At 63.2% G+C, this 17,891-nt stretch carries 14 protein-coding genes and 1 tRNA gene; 7 read left to right on the top strand and 8 right to left on the bottom strand.

Features of this window, described 5'->3' with window-relative positions:
• Nucleotides 1-47: 47 nt before the first annotated feature.
• The 5 genes from gltB to ACEWPL_RS10720 form a co-directional block, all read right to left on the bottom strand.
• On the bottom strand, nt 48-4,577 hold the full coding sequence (gltB, locus tag ACEWPL_RS10740; RefSeq protein WP_393934326.1) for a glutamate synthase large subunit: 4,530 nt from the start codon (nt 4,575-4,577) through the stop codon (nt 48-50).
• Complete coding sequence (locus ACEWPL_RS10735; protein ID WP_393934328.1) at nt 4,574-5,008, bottom strand: GFA family protein; 435 nt, start codon at nt 5,006-5,008, stop codon at nt 4,574-4,576. Before ACEWPL_RS10735 ends, gltB begins: the two co-directional genes overlap by 4 nt.
• Nucleotides 5,005-6,438, bottom strand: coding sequence for an NAD(P)-dependent oxidoreductase (locus ACEWPL_RS10730; RefSeq protein WP_393934330.1), 1,434 nt, complete (start codon nt 6,436-6,438; stop codon nt 5,005-5,007). The genes ACEWPL_RS10735 and ACEWPL_RS10730 overlap by 4 nt, the downstream gene beginning before the upstream one ends.
• A 155-nt stretch (nt 6,439-6,593) precedes the next feature.
• Complete coding sequence (locus ACEWPL_RS10725; RefSeq protein WP_393934331.1) at nt 6,594-7,394, bottom strand: undecaprenyl-diphosphate phosphatase; 801 nt, start codon at nt 7,392-7,394, stop codon at nt 6,594-6,596.
• A 90-nt stretch (nt 7,395-7,484) separates the two neighbouring features.
• Entirely contained in the window at nt 7,485-8,480 is a 996-nt protein-coding gene (locus ACEWPL_RS10720; RefSeq protein WP_393934332.1) for a complex I NDUFA9 subunit family protein, read from the bottom strand.
• Nucleotides 8,481-8,629: 149 nt separating this feature from the next.
• Between ACEWPL_RS10720 and ACEWPL_RS10715 the strand changes: the two genes are divergently transcribed.
• A tRNA-Leu gene (locus ACEWPL_RS10715) sits at nt 8,630-8,715 on the top strand.
• A 341-nt stretch (nt 8,716-9,056) separates the two neighbouring features.
• On the opposite strand, the gene ACEWPL_RS10710 is transcribed toward ACEWPL_RS10715, so the two are convergent.
• Together ACEWPL_RS10710 and ACEWPL_RS10705 are read right to left on the bottom strand one after the other, a co-directional pair.
• Entirely contained in the window at nt 9,057-10,460 is a 1,404-nt protein-coding gene (locus tag ACEWPL_RS10710; RefSeq protein ID WP_393934333.1) for a sensor histidine kinase, read from the bottom strand.
• Complete coding sequence (locus tag ACEWPL_RS10705) at nt 10,447-11,124, bottom strand: response regulator transcription factor (protein ID WP_393934334.1); 678 nt, start codon at nt 11,122-11,124, stop codon at nt 10,447-10,449. Before ACEWPL_RS10705 ends, ACEWPL_RS10710 begins: the two co-directional genes overlap by 14 nt.
• Nucleotides 11,125-11,313: 189 nt before the next feature.
• Here ACEWPL_RS10705 and ACEWPL_RS10700 point away from each other — a divergent pair, with 189 nt between their 5' ends.
• Nucleotides 11,314-11,871: a DUF308 domain-containing protein gene (locus ACEWPL_RS10700; RefSeq protein WP_393934335.1), complete on the top strand. Its 558-nt coding sequence runs from the start codon at nt 11,314-11,316 to the stop codon at nt 11,869-11,871.
• A gap of 48 nt (nt 11,872-11,919) precedes the next feature.
• Here ACEWPL_RS10700 and ACEWPL_RS10695 read toward each other — a convergent pair whose 3' ends face one another.
• Nucleotides 11,920-13,188 carry an NAD(P)/FAD-dependent oxidoreductase gene (locus ACEWPL_RS10695; protein ID WP_393934336.1) on the bottom strand — a complete coding sequence of 423 codons (1,269 nt, stop codon included), beginning with the start codon at nt 13,186-13,188 and terminating at the stop codon, nt 11,920-11,922.
• Between the two features lie 312 nt (nt 13,189-13,500).
• Between ACEWPL_RS10695 and ACEWPL_RS10690 the strand changes: the two genes are divergently transcribed.
• The 5 genes from ACEWPL_RS10690 (at nt 13,501) to ACEWPL_RS10670 (ending at nt 17,867) form a co-directional block, all read left to right on the top strand.
• Nucleotides 13,501-14,640, top strand: a complete 1,140-nt coding sequence (locus ACEWPL_RS10690) for a patatin-like phospholipase family protein (protein ID WP_393934337.1) — start codon at nt 13,501-13,503, stop codon at nt 14,638-14,640.
• The gene (locus ACEWPL_RS10685) at nt 14,627-15,370 is read left to right on the top strand and encodes an acetoacetate decarboxylase (protein WP_393934338.1); all 744 of its coding nucleotides are present in this window, start codon (nt 14,627-14,629) and stop codon (nt 15,368-15,370) included. Before ACEWPL_RS10690 ends, ACEWPL_RS10685 begins: the two co-directional genes overlap by 14 nt.
• A 35-nt stretch (nt 15,371-15,405) precedes the next feature.
• Nucleotides 15,406-16,188 (top strand): 3-hydroxybutyrate dehydrogenase, encoded by a 783-nt coding sequence (locus tag ACEWPL_RS10680; protein ID WP_393934339.1) that lies wholly within the window; start codon nt 15,406-15,408, stop codon nt 16,186-16,188.
• A 45-nt stretch (nt 16,189-16,233) separates the two neighbouring features.
• A complete protein-coding gene (locus ACEWPL_RS10675; RefSeq protein WP_393934340.1) occupies nt 16,234-17,460 on the top strand; it encodes an NAD(P)/FAD-dependent oxidoreductase in 1,227 nt (408 codons plus the stop codon).
• 86 nt (nt 17,461-17,546) lie between these two features.
• On the top strand, nt 17,547-17,867 hold the full coding sequence (locus tag ACEWPL_RS10670; RefSeq protein WP_393934341.1) for a YidH family protein: 321 nt from the start codon (nt 17,547-17,549) through the stop codon (nt 17,865-17,867).
• Nucleotides 17,868-17,891 lie beyond the last annotated feature (24 nt).

Genomic DNA, 17,891 nt, shown 5'->3' with positions numbered 1-17,891 from the left:
CCCGGGCATCAGAAGCGCCCGGGGTTTTTCATTGACTCGCGCTGCGCTTATTCGGCGGGCACCGCGATATCCTCATCGCTTAGCGGATGGGGCAGCTTGCCCAGCATCTCGCGCGGGCAGACCTGAATGAAATGCGCGCGCTCGGCGTCCCAATGCTGCAGGATGTCCAGCGCCTTGCGGCTGCCCGTCTCGTCGGCGTGACGCTGGACAAGGGTCTTCAGCTGCTCTTCCCAATGGGGATGTAGCACGCCCCCCGTCACGATGGTCTCGCGGTTCATCAGCGGGGCGGCAAGGCCGTCCGGGTCATAGAGATAGGCCATGCCCCCGGTCATACCCGCGCCGAAATTGGCGCCGATGCGGCCCAGGATCACGGCAACACCGCCGGTCATGTATTCGCACCCGTTGCTGCCGCACCCCTCGATCACCACCTGCGCGCCCGAGTTGCGCACGGCAAACCGCTCGCCCGCGCGGCCGGCGGCAAAAAGGTAGCCAGCAGTCGCGCCATAAAGGACGGTATTGCCGATGATGGTGTTCTCGCTGGCCTCCAGTGGGCTGGACATGGGCGGGCGGACCACGATGATACCGCCCGACAGGCCCTTGCCCACGTAGTCGTTGGCATCGCCCGACACTTCCAGTTTCAGGCCCGGCGCGGCGAAGGCGCCCAGCGACTGCCCGGCGCTGCCCGACAGTTTTACCGTCAGGTGATCGGGCTGCAGCGAGTTGCGCATGCCGAACTTGCGCACGATATGGCTGCTGAGGCGCGTGCCCACCGTGCGGTGCGTGTTCTGCACCGCGTAGTGCAGCTGCATCTTCTCGCCGTCGTCGAGGAAGCGGGCGGCGTCGCGCACGATCTCGGCATCCAGCGTGTCGGGCACCGGGTTGCGCGGACGGGCGCGATCATAGGGCGCACCGTGGCTGGCGACGGTGATCAGCATCGGGTTAAGGTCCAGATCGTCCAGATGCGCCGAGCCGCGGCTGACCTGAGTCAGCAGATCCGCGCGCCCGATCACTTCATCAAGGCTGCGCGCGCCGATGCTTGCCAGGATCTCGCGCACCTCCTGCGCATAGAAGGTGATGAGGTTGACGACCTTCTCGGCACTGCCGGTGAATTTCTCCCGCAGCGCGGGATCCTGCGTGCAGACGCCGACGGGGCAGGTATTGCTCTGGCACTGGCGCACCATGATGCAGCCCATGGCGATCAGCGCCGCGGTGCCGATGCCGTATTCCTCGGCGCCCAGCATGGCGGCCATGACGATGTCGCGCCCGGTGCGCAGCCCGCCATCGGTGCGCAGGGTCACGCGGCCGCGCAGGTTGTTCATCGACAGCACCTGATGCGCCTCGGTCAGGCCCATCTCCCAAGGGAGGCCCGCGTATTTGATCGAGGTCGCAGGGCTGGCGCCTGTGCCGCCGTTGTGCCCGGAGATGAGGATCACATCGGCCTTGGCCTTGGCCACGCCCGCCGCGATGGTGCCGACGCCCGATTGCGCCACCAGCTTGACCGTCACCTTGGCAATCGGGTTGATCTGCTTGAGGTCGTAGATCAGCTGCGCGAGGTCCTCGATGGAATAGATGTCGTGATGCGGCGGCGGCGAGATCAGCGTGACCCCCGGCGTCGAGTGGCGCAGCCGCGCGATCAGCTCGGTCACCTTCATGCCGGGTAGCTGGCCACCCTCGCCGGGCTTGGCGCCCTGGGCCACCTTGATCTCCAGCTCCTCGCATTGGTTGAGGTATTCGGCGGTTACGCCAAAGCGGCCCGAGGCGACCTGCTTGATCTTGGCCGAAGGATTGTCGCCATTGGATTCCGGCAGGAAATGCGCCGGATCCTCGCCGCCCTCGCCCGAGTCGCTGCGCGCGCCGATGCGGTTCATCGCGACGTTCAGCGTCTTGTGCGCCTCAGGGCTCAGCGCGCCCAGCGACATGCCGGGCGTGACAAAGCGCTTCCGGATCGCGGTCACGCTTTCGACTTCGTCCAGCGGGATGGCCTTGCCCATGGGCTTGATCGCCATCAGGTCGCGCAGGTGGATCGGCGCCGCCGCCTGCATCGTGGCCGAGTAGCGCTTCCATAGATCGAAGCTGGCCGTATTGCACGCGGTTTGCAACATATGCATGTTCTGCGCGCCCCATGCGTGGGTTTCGCCCGATCGGCGCGCCTTGTAGAAGCCGCCGATGGGCAGCACGTTTTCCGGCGTGCCATAGGCCTTGGCGTGGATCTCCTCCAGCTTGGTCTGGATGCCGCTGACGCCGATACCGCTGATGCGGCTGACGAGGCCGGGGAAATACTCGGCGCACATCGCGCGGGAAAGGCCGATCGCCTCGAAGTTCAGGCCGCCGCGGTAGGAGGAGATGACGGAAATTCCCATCTTGGACATGATCTTGAGCAGGCCCTGGTCGATGGCCTTGCGGTAGCGCGCGACCACCTCGGTCAGGCTGCCGTCCAGCAGGTTACGCTCGATCCGGTCGGCCAAGGAATCCTCTGCCAGATAGGCATTGACCACCGTCGCGCCCGCACCAATCAGCACGGCAAAGTAATGCGGGTCGATGCACTCGGCCGAACGCACGTTGAGCGAGCAGAAGGTGCGGAGCCCCTTGCGCGTCAGGTGGCTGTGCACGGCCGAGGTGGCCAGGATCATCGGCATGCCGATGCGGTCCTCGCCGACGGCCTCGTCGGTCAGCACGATATGGCCCGCACCGCTGCGCACGGCATCCTCGGCCTCGGCGCGGATCCGCTCCAGCCCCTCCTGAAGGGCGCCGGGACCGGCGGCAAAGGTGCAGTCGATATGCCCCACAGTCGAGCTGAACTGCTGCATGAGCACGTTCCACTGGGCGTTGCCCACGAAGGGGCTGTCCAGCACGATGATCTGCGTCTGCGCGCCGCTCTCGTCCAGCACGTTGCGCAGGTTGCCAAAGCGGGTCTTGAGGCTCATCACGCGGTATTCGCGCAAGCTGTCGATGGGCGGGTTCGTCACTTGGCTGAAATTCTGCCGGAAATAGTGGCTGAGCGGGCGATACTGGTTGCTCAGCACCGCACTGGGCGTGTCGTCCCCCATCGAGGCGATCGCCTCCTTGCCGTCCTCACCCATCGGGGCAAGGATCTGTTCCAGCTCTTCGATGGTATAGCCTGCCGCGATCTGGCGGCGGCGCAAGGCATCGCCGCTGTTCAGGGGCGCCTCGCTGACCACGGCCAGCGCCTCGTCCATTTCGTTGATCTTGCCCACCCATTCACCAAAGGGCAGCGCGGCGGCAAGGCGGTCCTTGATCTCGACATCGCCGTAAAGCTTGCCCTCTTTCATGTCGACGGCCAGCATCTGGCCCGGGCCCAGCGCGCCCTTTTCGCGCACGGTGGATTCGTCGATGGGCACCATACCCGCCTCGCTGCCCGCGATGACAAGGCCATCGCCGGTGACGACATAGCGCATCGGGCGCAGGCCGTTGCGGTCAAGGCCCGCACAGACCCAGCGGCCATCGGTCATGGCCAGCGCGGCGGGGCCGTCCCACGGCTCCATCACCGAGTTGCAGTAAGAATACATGTCGCGCCACGGCTGTGGCAAATCCTGCGCAAGGTTCGACCACGACTCCGGCACCAGCATGGTTTTCGCCATCGGGGCCGAGCGGCCCGCGCGCACCAGCACCTCGAAAACCGAGTCGAGCGCGGCAGAGTCGGACGCGCCGCCGGGGATGATCGGCTTGATGTCCTCGGCCAGATCGCCAAAGGCGGACGAGGCCATGCGGATCTCGTGGCTTTTCATCCAGTTGCGGTTGCCCTTGAGCGTGTTGACCTCGCCGTTGTGGGCCAGCATGCGGAAGGGCTGCGCCAGCCACCATTGCGGGAAGGTGTTGGTCGAATAGCGCTGGTGATAAATGGCGAAGGCCGACTTGAACCGCTCGTCCATCAGGTCGGGGTAGAAGACCGCAACCTCCTCGGCCAGCATCATACCCTTGTAGATGATGCTGCGGCACGACAGCGACGCGATGTAGAAATTGGCGATGCCGGCGGCGATCACCGCCTTTTCGATGCGGCGGCGGATGACGTACAGCTCGCGCTCGAAATCCTCTTCCTCGATACCCTTGGCGTTCGAGATCAGGATCTGCTCGATCTCGGGGCGCGTGGCGTTGGCCTTTTCACCAAGGCAGGTGATGTCGACGGGCACATGCCGCCAGCCATAGATCGTGTGGCCCATGCGCAGCACTTCGGTTTCCACGATGGTCCGGCAGGCCTCCTGCGCGCCGAAATCGGTGCGCGGCAGGAAAACCTGGCCAACGGCGATCAGCTGATCCTGACGCGGCTCGTGGCCGGTGCGCCGAATCTGGTCGTAGAAGAACGGCACCGGGATCTGCAGGTGGATGCCCGCGCCATCGCCGGTCTTGCCATCTGCATCCACCGCACCCCGATGCCAGATCGCCTTCAGAGCGTTGATGCCCGCCTGCACCACGCGGCGCGAGCGTTTGCCGCTGACCGCGACGACAAGGCCGACACCGCAGGAAGAATGCTCTTCGTCATGCGCGTAGAGGCCATTCTCGGCCATCCAGTCGCGCTTGGCCTGCTCTGCGGAGGCCCAGTTGGCGTCAAGTGTGGTCATTCGATGTCTCCCTCGACATGGGTGTATTCGGCTTCATACTGCGCGGCCGTCTGGCGCGGGTGGTCGCCGACAAGCCGGGTCGCTGCCATCGCCTGATCGCAATAGATCTCGGATCGAAGCGGCCAATCCGCCGCTGCCTCGAACAAACCCGGCATCAGGTCATAGGGCGCGTCCGCACGGTCCGTATCGCGCATCCATAGATGCGAGCCACAGGTCGCGCAGAAGGCGCGTTCTGCGAAGGATGACGATGCGTGCCGCGTGATCGGGCCGGTGACTGTAACGGCCTCCGCCCCTGCCGAAAAACAAGCGAACAGCCCGCCGGACCATTGCTGGCACATGCGGCAGTGGCACGCGCCGATCGCAGGATCATACACGCCGGTAACGGTGACCCTTACCGCGCCGCAGAGACACTGACCCTGCAGCCCGCTCATTCGGCTGCCACTGCCTGGCTGGCGGCCAGATCGCTCAGGATCGCATCGGCGCAGTCGCGCCCGTCGCGGATGGCCCAGACAACGAGGGACGCACCGCGCACGATGTCGCCGATGGCATAAACCCCAGGCAGCGACGTGCGGCCGGTCGTGAACTCGGCCTTGACGGTGCCCCAGCGGGTAACCTCCAGCTCGGGCTGGTCCCAGAGGGTCGGCAATTCCTCGGCCTCGAAGCCGAGGGCCTTGATCACCAGATCCGCAGGTTCGTCATGAACGGCGCCTTCGATCTCCTCGGGCGACTGGCGTCCCGTCGCGTCGGGCGCACCGAGGCGCATCTGCTGGACCCGCACCGAGGTAACGGGATCGCCCGAGAAGCCCTTGGGCAGGCTGAGCCATTCGAAGACGACGCCCTCCTCCTCGGCATTGGCGACCTCGCGCTGGCTGCCGGGCATGTTGGTGCGGTCGCGGCGGTAGAGGCATTTGACCGATGTCGCGCCCTGACGGATGGCGGTGCGCACGCAGTCCATCGCCGTATCGCCGCCGCCGATCACGACGACGCGCTTGCCCGAGGCATTGAGCGTGCCGTCATCGAATTCGGGCACTGCATCGCCAAAGGATTGCCGATTGCTGGTGGTCAGGAAGTCGATGGCGCGCACGATGCCCTTGGCGCCCGATCCGGGGCCAGTCAGCTCGCGCGATTTGTAGACGCCGGTGGCGATGATCAGCGCGTCATGTTTGCTGCGCATCTCGGCGAAAGTGATGTCCGTGCCGACGTTGCAGTTGAGCCGGAAGGTCACGCCGCCCGCCTCCAGTTGCTCCATCCGGCGCATGACCACGTCCTTTTCCAGCTTGAAGCCGGGGATACCGTAGGTCATCAGGCCGCCGCCCCGGTCATAGCGGTCATAGACGGTCACCTGCACGCCCGCGCGGCGCAGCATGTCGGCCGCGGCCAGCCCGCCGGGGCCTGCGCCGATGATGCCGACGCTTTCGCTGCGTTCCTGCGCCGGTTTGGCGGGGATGACCCAGCCTTCGTCCCACGCGGTGTCGGTGATGTATTTCTCAACCGCGCCGATGGTGACTGTGCCGTGGCCCGACTGCTCGATCACGCAGTTCCCTTCGCAGAGACGATCCTGCGGGCAGATGCGGCCACAGATCTCGGGGAAGGTGTTGGTGGCCTGGCTGATCTCGTAGGCCTCCTTGAGGCGGCCCTCGGCGGTCAGGCGCAGCCAGTCGGGGATGTTGTTGTGCAGCGGGCAATGGCTCTGGCAGTAAGGCACGCCGCATTGGCTGCACCGGCTGGCCTGTTCGCGCGCCTTGTCGGCGGCGTATTCGGCGTAGATCTCGTGGAAATCATGGGCCCGCAGATCCGGCGCACGCTTTTCGGGCATGTCGCGCATCACGGTCGTAAATTTCAGCATCGGGTTGTCGGCCATCGGCGCACCTATCTATTCAGCCGTTGATGCATAGACCGGGCGCAAAAGAGATAAAAGACAGTAATACTGACGCATATATCAGAAAACTGGTGAGCGGGCGAAATTCTGTTGCTCGGCTTCGTGTTAATGTGACAGCAGTTATTACCTAAACGACTTCACCCTACCAGCAGAAACCCAAAGGCGATCGTTCCGACTATGATTCGCCACCAGCCAAACGGCGCGTATCCGTTGCGCGAAACGAAGCCGAGCAACCACTTGACGACGAGAAGTCCACTGACGAACGCCATTGCAAAGCCGATCGCGATGTCGCCCATCGCGCTCAGGTCCAGAACGTCCCAATTCTTGTAGAGGTCATAGGTGACCGCCCCCACCATCGTCGGGATCGAGAGAAAGAACGAGAATTCCGCCGCCGCCCGTTTATCCACCCCCATCAAAAGCGCGCCGACAATTGTCGCACCTGACCGGCTGGTCCCGGGAACCATCGCAAGGCACTGGAAGAGACCGATGCGCAGGGTGACCCAAATGGGCAGATGGGTCGCATCATCATACCGGGGTGGCGGCGCAAAGCGATCCGTAAAGATCAGGATGATACCGCCAAGGATCAGCATGACCGCCACCAGAATGGGCGTCTCGAAGAGCACCTGCTTGATGAAGGAATGCGCGAGCATGCCCACCACCACCGCCGGAAGGAACGCGATGATCACCGAGGCCAGAAAGCGCCGCGCGCCGGGCTTGTAAGGCGCGTCGATCAGCACCTGCGCCAGCCGTGTGAAATAGACACTGAGCAGCGCCAGAACCGCTCCCAGCTGGATCACCACCTCGAAACTGCGGCCCGGGCTGTGGAACCCCATGAAATGCCCGACCAGAAGCAGGTGGCCGGTGGAGGAGACTGGAATGAACTCGGTCAGGCCCTCGATCAGCCCGAGGGCGGCCGCGACCAGCGTGGTATCCGACATAGTTGCACCGCTCTTGCCTGTTGCGACTGCCCGTGCACGGGCGGGCGAGGTGGGACAGCCGCTCTGCGTCGGCCTGGCCCTAAGCCTTGATTACTGCGCGCCCAGCTTGCCGGATGCATCCTTGGCCGATTCCGTCATCGCGGCATACTGCCCCGAGGGACGGAAGCGCCACAGGTAGTCGGGCAGAACCGCGTCCATCGCCGTCGGCGTGATGCCCAGATCGGCAAAGCCCTTGGCGCCGTCCTGCACCACGTTATCGGATTTCAGCGAGGTCACCTGGTCACGCGTGATCTGCGCAGGCGCAAGGCCCAGTGTCAGACTCTGACCCAGCTCCATCACCGCGCCAAGGATGCGGGCCGGCAGGAAGGGGATGTTCACGATCAGGCGGCGGCGGCGAATGACCGCCAGCATGTCCTGCATCAGCTCGCGGAAGGTCTGCACTTCGGGACCGCCCAGCTCGTAGATGCCCGGCGCGGCGCGGCCCTGCGCGCCCATCGCGGCGGCATCGGCCACGTCGCCGACATAGACCGGCTGGAACCTGGTGCTTGCGCCGACGACAGGCAGGATCGGACCCATCTTGGTCATCCCGGCAAAGCGGTTGAAAAAGGAATCCTCGGGCCCGAAGACGATGGAGGGGCGCAGGATCACCGCATTCGGGAAATGCTCGAGCACGCCCTTTTCGCCCCGGCCCTTGCTTTTGGCATAGAGGCTGGCACCGTCGACATCCGCGCCGATTGCAGAGATGTGGACGAGATGGGAGATACCCTCTTCCGCCGCCATGCGGGCGATGCGCGTTGCGCCGTCATCCTGCACCGCACCGAAATTGTTCTTGCCCTTGCGATCGAAGGTGCCGACGCAGTTGACCACCGCATCCGCGCCGCGCGTGACCGCGCGCACGCTTTCATCATTGCGAATGTTGCAAATGACAGGCTCGACCTGGCCGACAACACCGTAGGTGCGCACGAAACCGGCCGTTTCGGGACGGCGGCAGGCGACACGGACACGCCAGCCAGCCTGCGCCATGCGATAGGCGACATAGCGGCCGACAAAGCCCGATCCGCCAAAGATTGTGACCAGTTTCGACATAAGAGCAGCCTCCGGCGCGCTGTGCTGAGTTTCGTGCGCCTACTGTCCTACCTGCGCACGGCCCTGCGGGCAAGGCGGCATGTCAGCTCACGCGAAAAAGGCCGTTGACACGCCCAGCGCCGGGGTCTAAACGCCCCCTCACGTGACCTGCCCAGGTGGCGGAATGGTAGACGCGCTAGCTTCAGGTGCTAGTACTGGCAACGGTGTGGAGGTTCGAGTCCTCTCCTGGGCACCATCTCCTCAGCTAACACATTGGTAACACTTCAGCTTTTAAATCGAGCTGGGAGACGTAGATCATGTCGGCTCACGTTACTGCCTTTATCCAGACGAACGATCAGGCGTGATTAAGCGTCGCAGACGTTTTCCGCGCAGGCTTCGATTGGCTATGGGAAAATTCGAGAGCATCGTTCCGCTCAAGACGAAAGATCTCACGGTCGCGTTGGAGAAATATGTCAAGGTTTACGCGGCGGCTGAGGCTGAACTGACGAGAGCTGAGGATCAGTCCCCCGAGAGCGCGCGATACGATTCCACACGAAAGGATCTGCTGGAGGTGAGGTTGATCGCGCCCCGCGAGGATCAACTTGCGCCGTTCACCTGGCCCCCCTCCGCAACTGGGAAGCGCAGGGTGACCTTCAGACCCGGCGCGTTGTCCGTCAGCATGATCTGCGCGCCGTGTCGACCCGCGATAGCCTTGACCAGCGACAGGCCCAGGCCGTTTCCGGGTTTGGTACGGCTGCCATCGACGCGGTAGAATGGGTCCAGCACGTGGCTGCGATCTTCGGCGGGAATGCCGGGGCCGTCATCGGCGACGGACAGGATGATCCCGGACCCATCTCGCGCCAGCGAGACGGTAACCGTCGATCCGGCGGGGCAGTAGTTCATTGAATTCTGAACCAGGTTCATCACCAGTTGCCGCATCATCCCGGCATCGCATCTGGTGTTGAACGCGCCTTCATCCTCAATATCCAGAACGAAGTTCTGCCCGTTATCCTCCATGATCGCCTTCAGCGTTTCAGCGAGGCCCTCGAGGTTTTCACGCATGTCGCAGACGTGAAACTCCCCCTGAGCGCTTTGCGACTCGAGGCGGGCGATCCGCAGGATCGTGTCGAAGATGCTGTTGAGGCGCGTCAACTCCTCCTGCGAGGCTTCGATCATCTGCCTCGGGTCCTTCTTCCTCTCGACCTCTCTCAATGCCTTGTCGAGACTGAGGAACGCGCGAGAAAGCGGCGTTTTCAGATCATGCGCGACCGCGGCAGCCGCCGTGCGCGTGCTGACCATCAACTGGTCGAGCCGGTCGAGATGGACATTCACGCGCCGCGATATGCGGTCGATCTGATCGTTGCGGGATGACACCTCCAGCCGCTCCGACGTGGCCCCCTGGGACACCCGATCAAGCGTGCCTTCCAGCCGCTCCAGCTTGCCCAGGCTGGCGCGGCTGGTCGTGAAACCGATCCTGAGGATCAATAGCACGATGATGAGGCCCAGTACGATCAGGACGCGGATCATCGTCATCTCGGCCTTGCGCACCAGATCGAGCCCGCGGCCCAGAACGAAGGTTTGATCGCCGATTACATAGGTATGGTGGTAATAATCATACTCGGGGATGGACCCCGCCGCGAATTCCGGCACCATCTCCAGCGATCCCCGCGCCCATCCGAGCCGATCGGGCGCCGTTGCGACATTGCCCGCCAGTCTGGCCCCCTCATCGTCGAAAATACCGATCGCGCGCCCGTTAAGCTCGACGGGCGAGTCGAGCGCCTGGACTGTGGTGACAACGCCGTCCAGCCCGCTTTCGTTGGAATAGACCTCGTTGAGCAGGAACTTCTCCTGCAGGACCTGCTGCTCGATCTCACCCAGCATCGTTTTCTGAACATAGAAATAGGCCGCGATCCCTGCGGCCCCCAGGACAAAGACAAACACCGACGCCGAGTAGATCGCCGTGCGAAACGCGTCTCCCGAGAGGACACTACCGCGGTCCATGGATGGAATAGCCGGAATTGCGGACCGTGTGGATCAAGGGGATGTCGAAGGGTTTGTCGATCTTGCTGCGCAGCCGGCTGATATGCGTCTCGACCACCGTCGTGTTCGGATCGAAGTTGAAATTCCACACGCGCTCCAGCAGCATCGTTCTGGTGATGATGCGCCCTGCATTGCGCATCAGAACCTCCAGAAGGGCGAACTCCTTGGACTGCAGCTCGATCAGCTGGCCTTGCCGCTGGGCCGTGCGCGTCAGAAGGTCCAGAGCAAGATCATGAACCTCAAGGGTATTGGTCACCGACATGTCGTTCTGCCGGCGGGTGATCGAGGAAATCCTGGCAAGCAGTTCGGAAAAATGAAACGGCTTGGACAGATAGTCATCAGCGCCGGCCGTCAGCCCGTCAACACGGTCATCGACATCCCCCAGCGCGGTCAGAAAGATCGTGGGGGTTTCATTGCGTGCCGCGCGCATTGCCTTGAGTACAGATAGCCCATCCATTCCGGGCATCATCCTGTCGAGGATCGCAAGATCGCACGAGTTGTAGAGACAATAGCTGAGCGCATCGCGGCCATCTTCGACACGGTCGACGCTGTGGCCATGCTCTTCAAGCCCTGACGAGATGAAATCGGCCATCTTCGGGTCGTCTTCTGCAAGCAGGATCTTCATGGCAATCTCCACACCGGGTCCGCGCCGGGTCTGGCGCTACAGTCGCACTAACCGGCGGAAAGGTCACCTTCATCACCCGAAGTTTACAGATTTGTAAAACTGCCTCCAAGCGGAGGACGACAAGGCCCGCTATTGAGCGCGAAATGGGCAAATATGATGTGCGCCACCTGCGCGCGGAACATGTGAAAAATGACATCCAGATCTTGCTTTCAAGGACATCGGGGAAAACTGGTAACCGCGCTTTGGGGCGCGGGCGCGATGCTTCTTGCCCTCGGCCTCGTCGCCGCGGCAGACGCATCGGTGCCGATGCTTGGCTACAACGCCTTGCTGGCGCTGGGACTGATCGTCTGGGGGGCGGCTGGCCTCTGGATGTCGATCAGCTTGCGTCCCGCACCGGAATGGCGGTTCTTCGGCGCGCTCTACACAACCATGCCGCTATTCGGATGCGTGATCGCGCTGTTGCCGCACGCCGGGGCGACCATCCCGACAGTGGTTCTGACGATTGCCCTTTTCCTTGACGGGATCGTGTTCGTCCTGCTTGGGATGCGTCTGGGTGAACACCTCGGCGGTGCCGGATGGATGATCCTGAGCGGGATGACCGGGTTGGTTGCCGGAGGCCTCATCCTTGTCCTCTGGCCGCGCGCGCTGACGCTGGGGGTTGGGTCGATCCTCGCGGTGAAATTTCTGAGCGCTGGCATCTCATTGTTCCTGGCCGCCCGATCCGCGCGCCAAGATGCACCGCGGTGAGGCTCACAAAGCGCCTGCCGGTGCCACTCACCCGGCACGTGATCCGCGTCAGCCATGCACCTTGAGCCGTGGGCCGACGGCGCGCTCGAACATATCGGCCAGCACTTCTTCCGTTCCCTTAACCACGCCCAGTATCCTGAACTGGTGCTGGCGATAGAGCCCTTGATACGCGGCGCGGGCCATCCGGCCATTGATGAAAATATCGTCGTCGAACCACGACTTCACGCCGCCCACGGCCCCTGCATCGCCCAGTGACAACAAGGTGCCCTTGTTGTGAAACTCGAAATCTGCCGGCGCATCCCCGTTCAGCCAGCGGGGCAAGTTCTCGGCCAGATGCGCAGCCTGCTCGCTTGCTGCCTGCGCTGTAGTCGGGGCGGGGCTGCCCTGGACCGCGCAGCAATCTCCGATCGCGAACACTGCGTCCGATGCCGTGGTTTGCAGCGTGGGCCGGACGATCCACTGGTTCTTCTCATTCGTGTCCAGCGCTTCGATACGCTTGGACACTGCCGGGCCGGCGGTGCCCGTGGCCCAGACGGTCAGATCGGCGACATAGGTATTGCCGCTGGTCGTCTGCACTTCGCCTGGCGCCACCTTGCAGATCTGCTCGCCAGTCTCGACCACAACGCCCGCCTCTGCCAGCCGCGCCTGCACCCCGCTGCGCACCTCGCTGTCCACGCCAGGCAGGATCTGGTCCGCGCCTTCCAGAATGGTCACCTCGATATCCGGAAGGGTCGATTGCGGAGCCAGCGCATCGCATTGAAACCCGTCCTTGAGATGCGCCGCAAGCTCGACGCCCGTCGCACCGGACCCCGCGATCACGATCTTCAGCGGCCGGTCGCGGGCGACGGTCCTGTGCGCCAACATCTGCCGCGAGATGCGGGACTGAAGCGCCTTGGCATCGCGCCCATGGTCGAGCATTGTGGCATGCTCGCGCGCACCCTCGACGCCGAAATCCGGAGTGGCACCCCCGATCGCCAGCACCAGCGCCCGATAGCCGATCCGGCGTTCCGGCACGATCTCGCGCCCTTTTGAGTCATGCATCGGCGCCAGGATCACCGCGCGCTCATCCGGCGCCACATCGGCCAGCTCACCCAACTGGAACGAGAAGCCCCATTTGTCCGCCAGCGCCGCGTAGGCGATCTCATCGACGTCGCCCGCCTTACGGCCCACCGCCATTTCATGCAGGCGCGGCTTCCAGACATGGGTGGGGCTTTTATCCACCAAGAGAACATCGGAGTGGCCGTCCCGCGCCAGCGCCACCGCCAGTTCCAACCCTCCGGCGCCGCCACCGATGATAACAATTGAATATGATGACATTCGACATCTCCCGTGGGGCCCGTCGCCCACCCGGAATGAAGATAGGCCGGAACGGGGGTAGGCAAGGCAGCTCCCGCCATGTTTGCCGCCAGTTTACAAAACTGCAAACGGACGCACGCGCGCCATATCGGAAGCTCCTGAAATTCAGGCTCAAAAGCCACCCTCGCCGCGCCATCCTTGGCACATCCTAACCCACGCGCTGACGACCTTGCACCGATTTAAGGTTGAGGCAAAGTCAGGCTCATCGGCCATGCCTACCTTCCCTCCATGGACGCCAGAACACGCGGCGTCCGCTGATGCAAGGAACGGCTCATGTCCAAATCCGAAACCACAGTACTGGTTCTGCAGGGTGGTGGCGCCCTTGGGGCCTATCAGGCCGGGGCCTACCAGCAACTCGCCGAGGAACGGTTCGAGCCGGATTGGGTCGCAGGCATTTCGATCGGCGCGATCAACGCGGCGATCATCTGCGGCAACCCGCCGGAGCTGCGCCGCGACCGGCTTGAGGCGTTCTGGGATGCTGTCGTGACAGATCCCTGGCCCGCCTCATGGCTGCTTGGCGCCGTGTTCCGACAGACCTATAGGGAAGTCGCCGCCGCGACCGTCATGGCCACAGGGGTGCCCGGCTTCTTCCGGCCGAGGAATCCCGCCCAATTCCTGCTGGTGGGCTGCCCCCAGCCGCTAAGCGTCTACGACACGCAGCCGCTGCACGATACGCTGCAGGCGCTGGTCGATTTCGACTATCTCAATGAAAAGGGCCCGCGGCTGAGCGTCGGGGCCGTCGATGTCCTGACCGGCAACTTCGCCTATTTCGACAGCGCCAAGCAGCGGATCGGGCCCGAGCACATCATGGCCAGCGGCGCGCTGCCGCCGGGCTTTCCCCCCGTCGAGATCGACGGCCGTTTCTATTGGGATGGCGGCATGGTGTCGAACACGCCCTTGCAGTTCGTAATGGAAAACGCGCAGGCCGATCCGCTTTGCATTTTTCAGATCGACCTTTTCAGCGCGCGCGGCGCCCTGCCCGGCAACCTTGCGGATGTGCAGCAGCGTGAAAAGGACATTCGCTATTCCAGCCGGACCCGGCTGACGACCGACCGCTATCGGCAGCTCCACGATATCAGCAGGGCGGCCGAGCGGTTGGCGCAGAAGCTGCCCAAGGAATTCCAATCCGACGCTGACCTCGCGCTCCTGCGCGAGGCCGGGCCCCGATGCGCGGTCGCTCTGGTGCATCTGATCCACCGCAGGGAGGGCTTCGAGACGAATTCGAAAGACTACGAATTCTCGCGCCTCTCGAAGAGGCAGCACTGGAGCGCCGGTGTGGATGACGTCGGCCGAACATTTGCCCACGAGGACTGGCGATCCCGGAAAATCGGCAAGGACGGATTGCAGGTTTTCGACCTGGCCTCGGAGCGGAGCAAGAACAACAAGAAGGAACTGGAGCATGAAAATCGATGACGTCGTCTCGCGCGCATTCTCGATGCCGCTGACCAACCCGTCCTACCCGCGCGGGCCCTACAGGTTCGTCGACCGCGAATTCATGACCATAACCTACCGGACAGATATGGATGCCTTGCGCGCCGTCGTGCCCGAGCCGCTTGAAGTGGACGAGCCGCTCGTGAAATTCGAGTTCATCCGGATGCCGGATTCGACGGGATTCGGCGACTATACAGAATCCGGTCAGATCATCCCCGTCAGCTACCGGGGAAAGCGCGGCGGATATTCCCACGCGATGTATCTAAACGACGACGCCCCGATTGCGGGCGGGCGCGAGATCTGGGGTTTTCCCAAGAAGCTGGCCGACCCCGCGCTTCGGGTCGAGAAGGATACGCTGGTCGGCACTCTGGATGTGGGGTCGGTGCGGGTGGCGACCGGAACGATGGGATACAAGCACCGGACGCTCGATCACGACGCGGTTCTTGGCACATTGCGGGCCCCAAACTACCTGCTCAAGATCATTCCCCATGTGGATTGCAGCCCGCGGATCTGCGAGCTGGTCAGCTACGATATCACCGACATCACCCTGAAGGGCGCATGGGAGGCTCCGGCCGGGCTGGAGCTTCATTCCCACGCATTGGCCCCCGCCGCGCAGCTTCCGGTTCTGGAGGTCATATCGGCTGTTCACCTCATTGCCGATCTGACGCTGGGACTGGGCGAGGTGGTTCACGACTATCTGGCCGATGCATGACGCGCGGCCCGGCACTGCAGCAAAGGAGAGACACCATGAACCTCAAGGACAAAGTGTGCATCATCACAGGCTCGGCGCGCGGTATCGGCAAGGCCATCGCCGGGCGGTATATCGCGGACGGCGCATCAGTGGTCATCGCCGATATGCGTCTGGACGCAGCCGAGAAGACTGCCTCCGAACTGACCGCGAAGGGTCCGGGCAAGGCCATCGGCGTCGAAATGGACGTGACCGACGAAAAGGCGGTCAATGCCGGTGTCGAAAAGGTCATCGACAAATGGGGCCGCATCGATGTGCTGGTTTCGAACGCGGGCATCCAGACGGTGCACAAGCTGGAGAATTTTCCGTTCGAGGATTGGAAGAAACTGCTGTCCATCCATCTCGATGGCGCGTTCCTGACCACCAAGGCGTGCCTTCCGCACATGTACAAGGCGGGCTCCGGCTCGGTCATCTTCATGGGCTCGGTCCATTCCAAGGAAGCCTCACCGCTCAAGTCCGCCTATGTCACGGCCAAGCACGGGCTTTTAGGCCTCGCCCGCGTCATCTCGAAAGAGGGGGCCGAACACGGGGTCCGGGCGAATGTCATCTGCCCCGGCTTCGTCAAGACCGAGCTGGTCGAGAAGCAGATCCCGGAGCAGGCCAAGGATCTGGGCATTTCCGAAGAGGAAGTCGTGAACCGCGTGATGCTGGGCGAGACTGTCGATCAGGAATTCACCACAGTCGAGGATGTCGCCGAAGTCGCCTGGCTTTTCGCCGCATTCCCGACCAACGCGCTGACCGGTCAGTCGATGGTCGTCAGCCATGGCTGGTACATGAATTAATCTCGAAAACCAGCCCATCAAGACATTGATATAAGGACGTCCATCATGGCACAGAAACCCAAAGTTCTCATCCTTGGAGGCAATTTTGCAGGCCTTGGCGCGGCGCAAAAGATCCGCGATCACGCCAAGGATCGCGTGGAAATTACCGTGGTCGATCGCAAGGCGTATCTGGACTACATCCCGAACATTCCGCTGGAAATCTTCGAGGGCCGCGATCCGGCCGTCACCATGCACATGCCACTGGTCGAGACACTGGCGCGCGATGACATATCCTTCGATCAGGCCGAAATCCTCGGTATCGACGTGAAGGCCCGCAAGGTCACGCTGCGCCCCAATGAGCGGCCCGGCGCGCCGGAATACAAGGTGGGGTATGACTATCTGGTGATCGCCTTGGGCGCGGAGCTGGCCCTGCATGACATCGAAGGCTTTGCCGAGCATGGCCACACGGTCTGCGACGCGTTCCACGCCAACCGCCTGATCCGCTACCTCGAGAACGACTACAAGGGCGGCGCCATCGCCGTCGGCTCGGCCAGGTTCGAGCAAGGGACCAAGGGCCGCCCCGACTGGTTGCCGACCGCCGCCGCGGCCTGCGAAGGCCCCCCGGTCGAGGTGTCCCTGGCGCTGGCGCATTGGCTGGATGAACACGGCAAGGGCGGCGCCGGGAACATCACCCTCTTCACGCCCGGCGCGCTGATTGCCGAGGATGCGGGGGAAAAGGTCGTCGCACAGTTGCTCGATGCCGCGGCGTCGATGGGCTTCAACTACATCAACAACGTTCAGAACATCAAACGCCTCACCGCCAAGGGGATCGAGTTTGCCGACGGGCGCAGCCTTGAGACCGAGCTGAACATCGTCTTTCCCAACTGGAAACCGCACGCCTTCCTCAAAGGCCTGCCGATCTGCGACGAGGTGGGCTTTGTCATCACCGGCATGACAATGCGCAACCCCGATTACCCCGAGGTCTTTGCCTGCGGCGATGCCGCCGCAATCACCGTTCCCAAACTGGGGGCCATCGGCCATCAGGAGGCTGACATCGTCGGCCGCCAGATCGCCAAGGAGGTAGGCGCGATGCCCGCGAGCGAGGCCGACAAGCACTGGATGCCCGAAGTGATCTGCATCGGCGACATGGGCGGCGGCAAGGCCTTCTACATCCACGCGACGTCATGGTTCGGCGGAGATATCCAGGAGCTTCGGATGGGCCGCCTGCCCTACGCGCAAAAGATGGCCTACAAGGAGGTTTTCTTTCGCAACCACGGGCGGGTCCCGAACTGAGGTCTGCCGTTGGCCGAATGGGGCGCCGAGCATCTCAGCGCCTAGACGGCGTCCTCCCTTTTCCCAGCGCCAAGGAAAGAGGCAACATGATTGAGCGATACAGTGATCATTCAGCGAACGAGCGGACCTTTCTGGCCTGGGTCAGGACCGCGGTCGCGATTGTCGGCTTTTGCCTGGTCGTGGCACGGCTAAGCGCGCCGCCAGCGCCTTTGTGGTCGGAAGCGCTGGTTCTGTTGGTCGGGATGCTGGTCATCTTTCTGGCCTATCTGCGGATGCGCCACATTCGCAAACGCATCGACAGCGACACGGCCATGGATGACGAGCAGGTGCCGGCGGATACCCTGCTTCTGCTTCTGACGACGGCGCTTTTCATCCTTCTGATAGCGTTCGCCGTTCATGTCGGGTGAAGCGCGCATCAGGATCAGGCCGGG

It is taken from the genome of Roseovarius roseus (genome assembly GCF_043355935.2).
In the GTDB taxonomy this organism is placed as follows: domain Bacteria; phylum Pseudomonadota; class Alphaproteobacteria; order Rhodobacterales; family Rhodobacteraceae; genus Roseovarius; species Roseovarius roseus.
The sequence above is the reverse complement of the archived record's forward strand: the minus strand, read 5'-3'. Positions and strand labels throughout refer to the sequence as shown.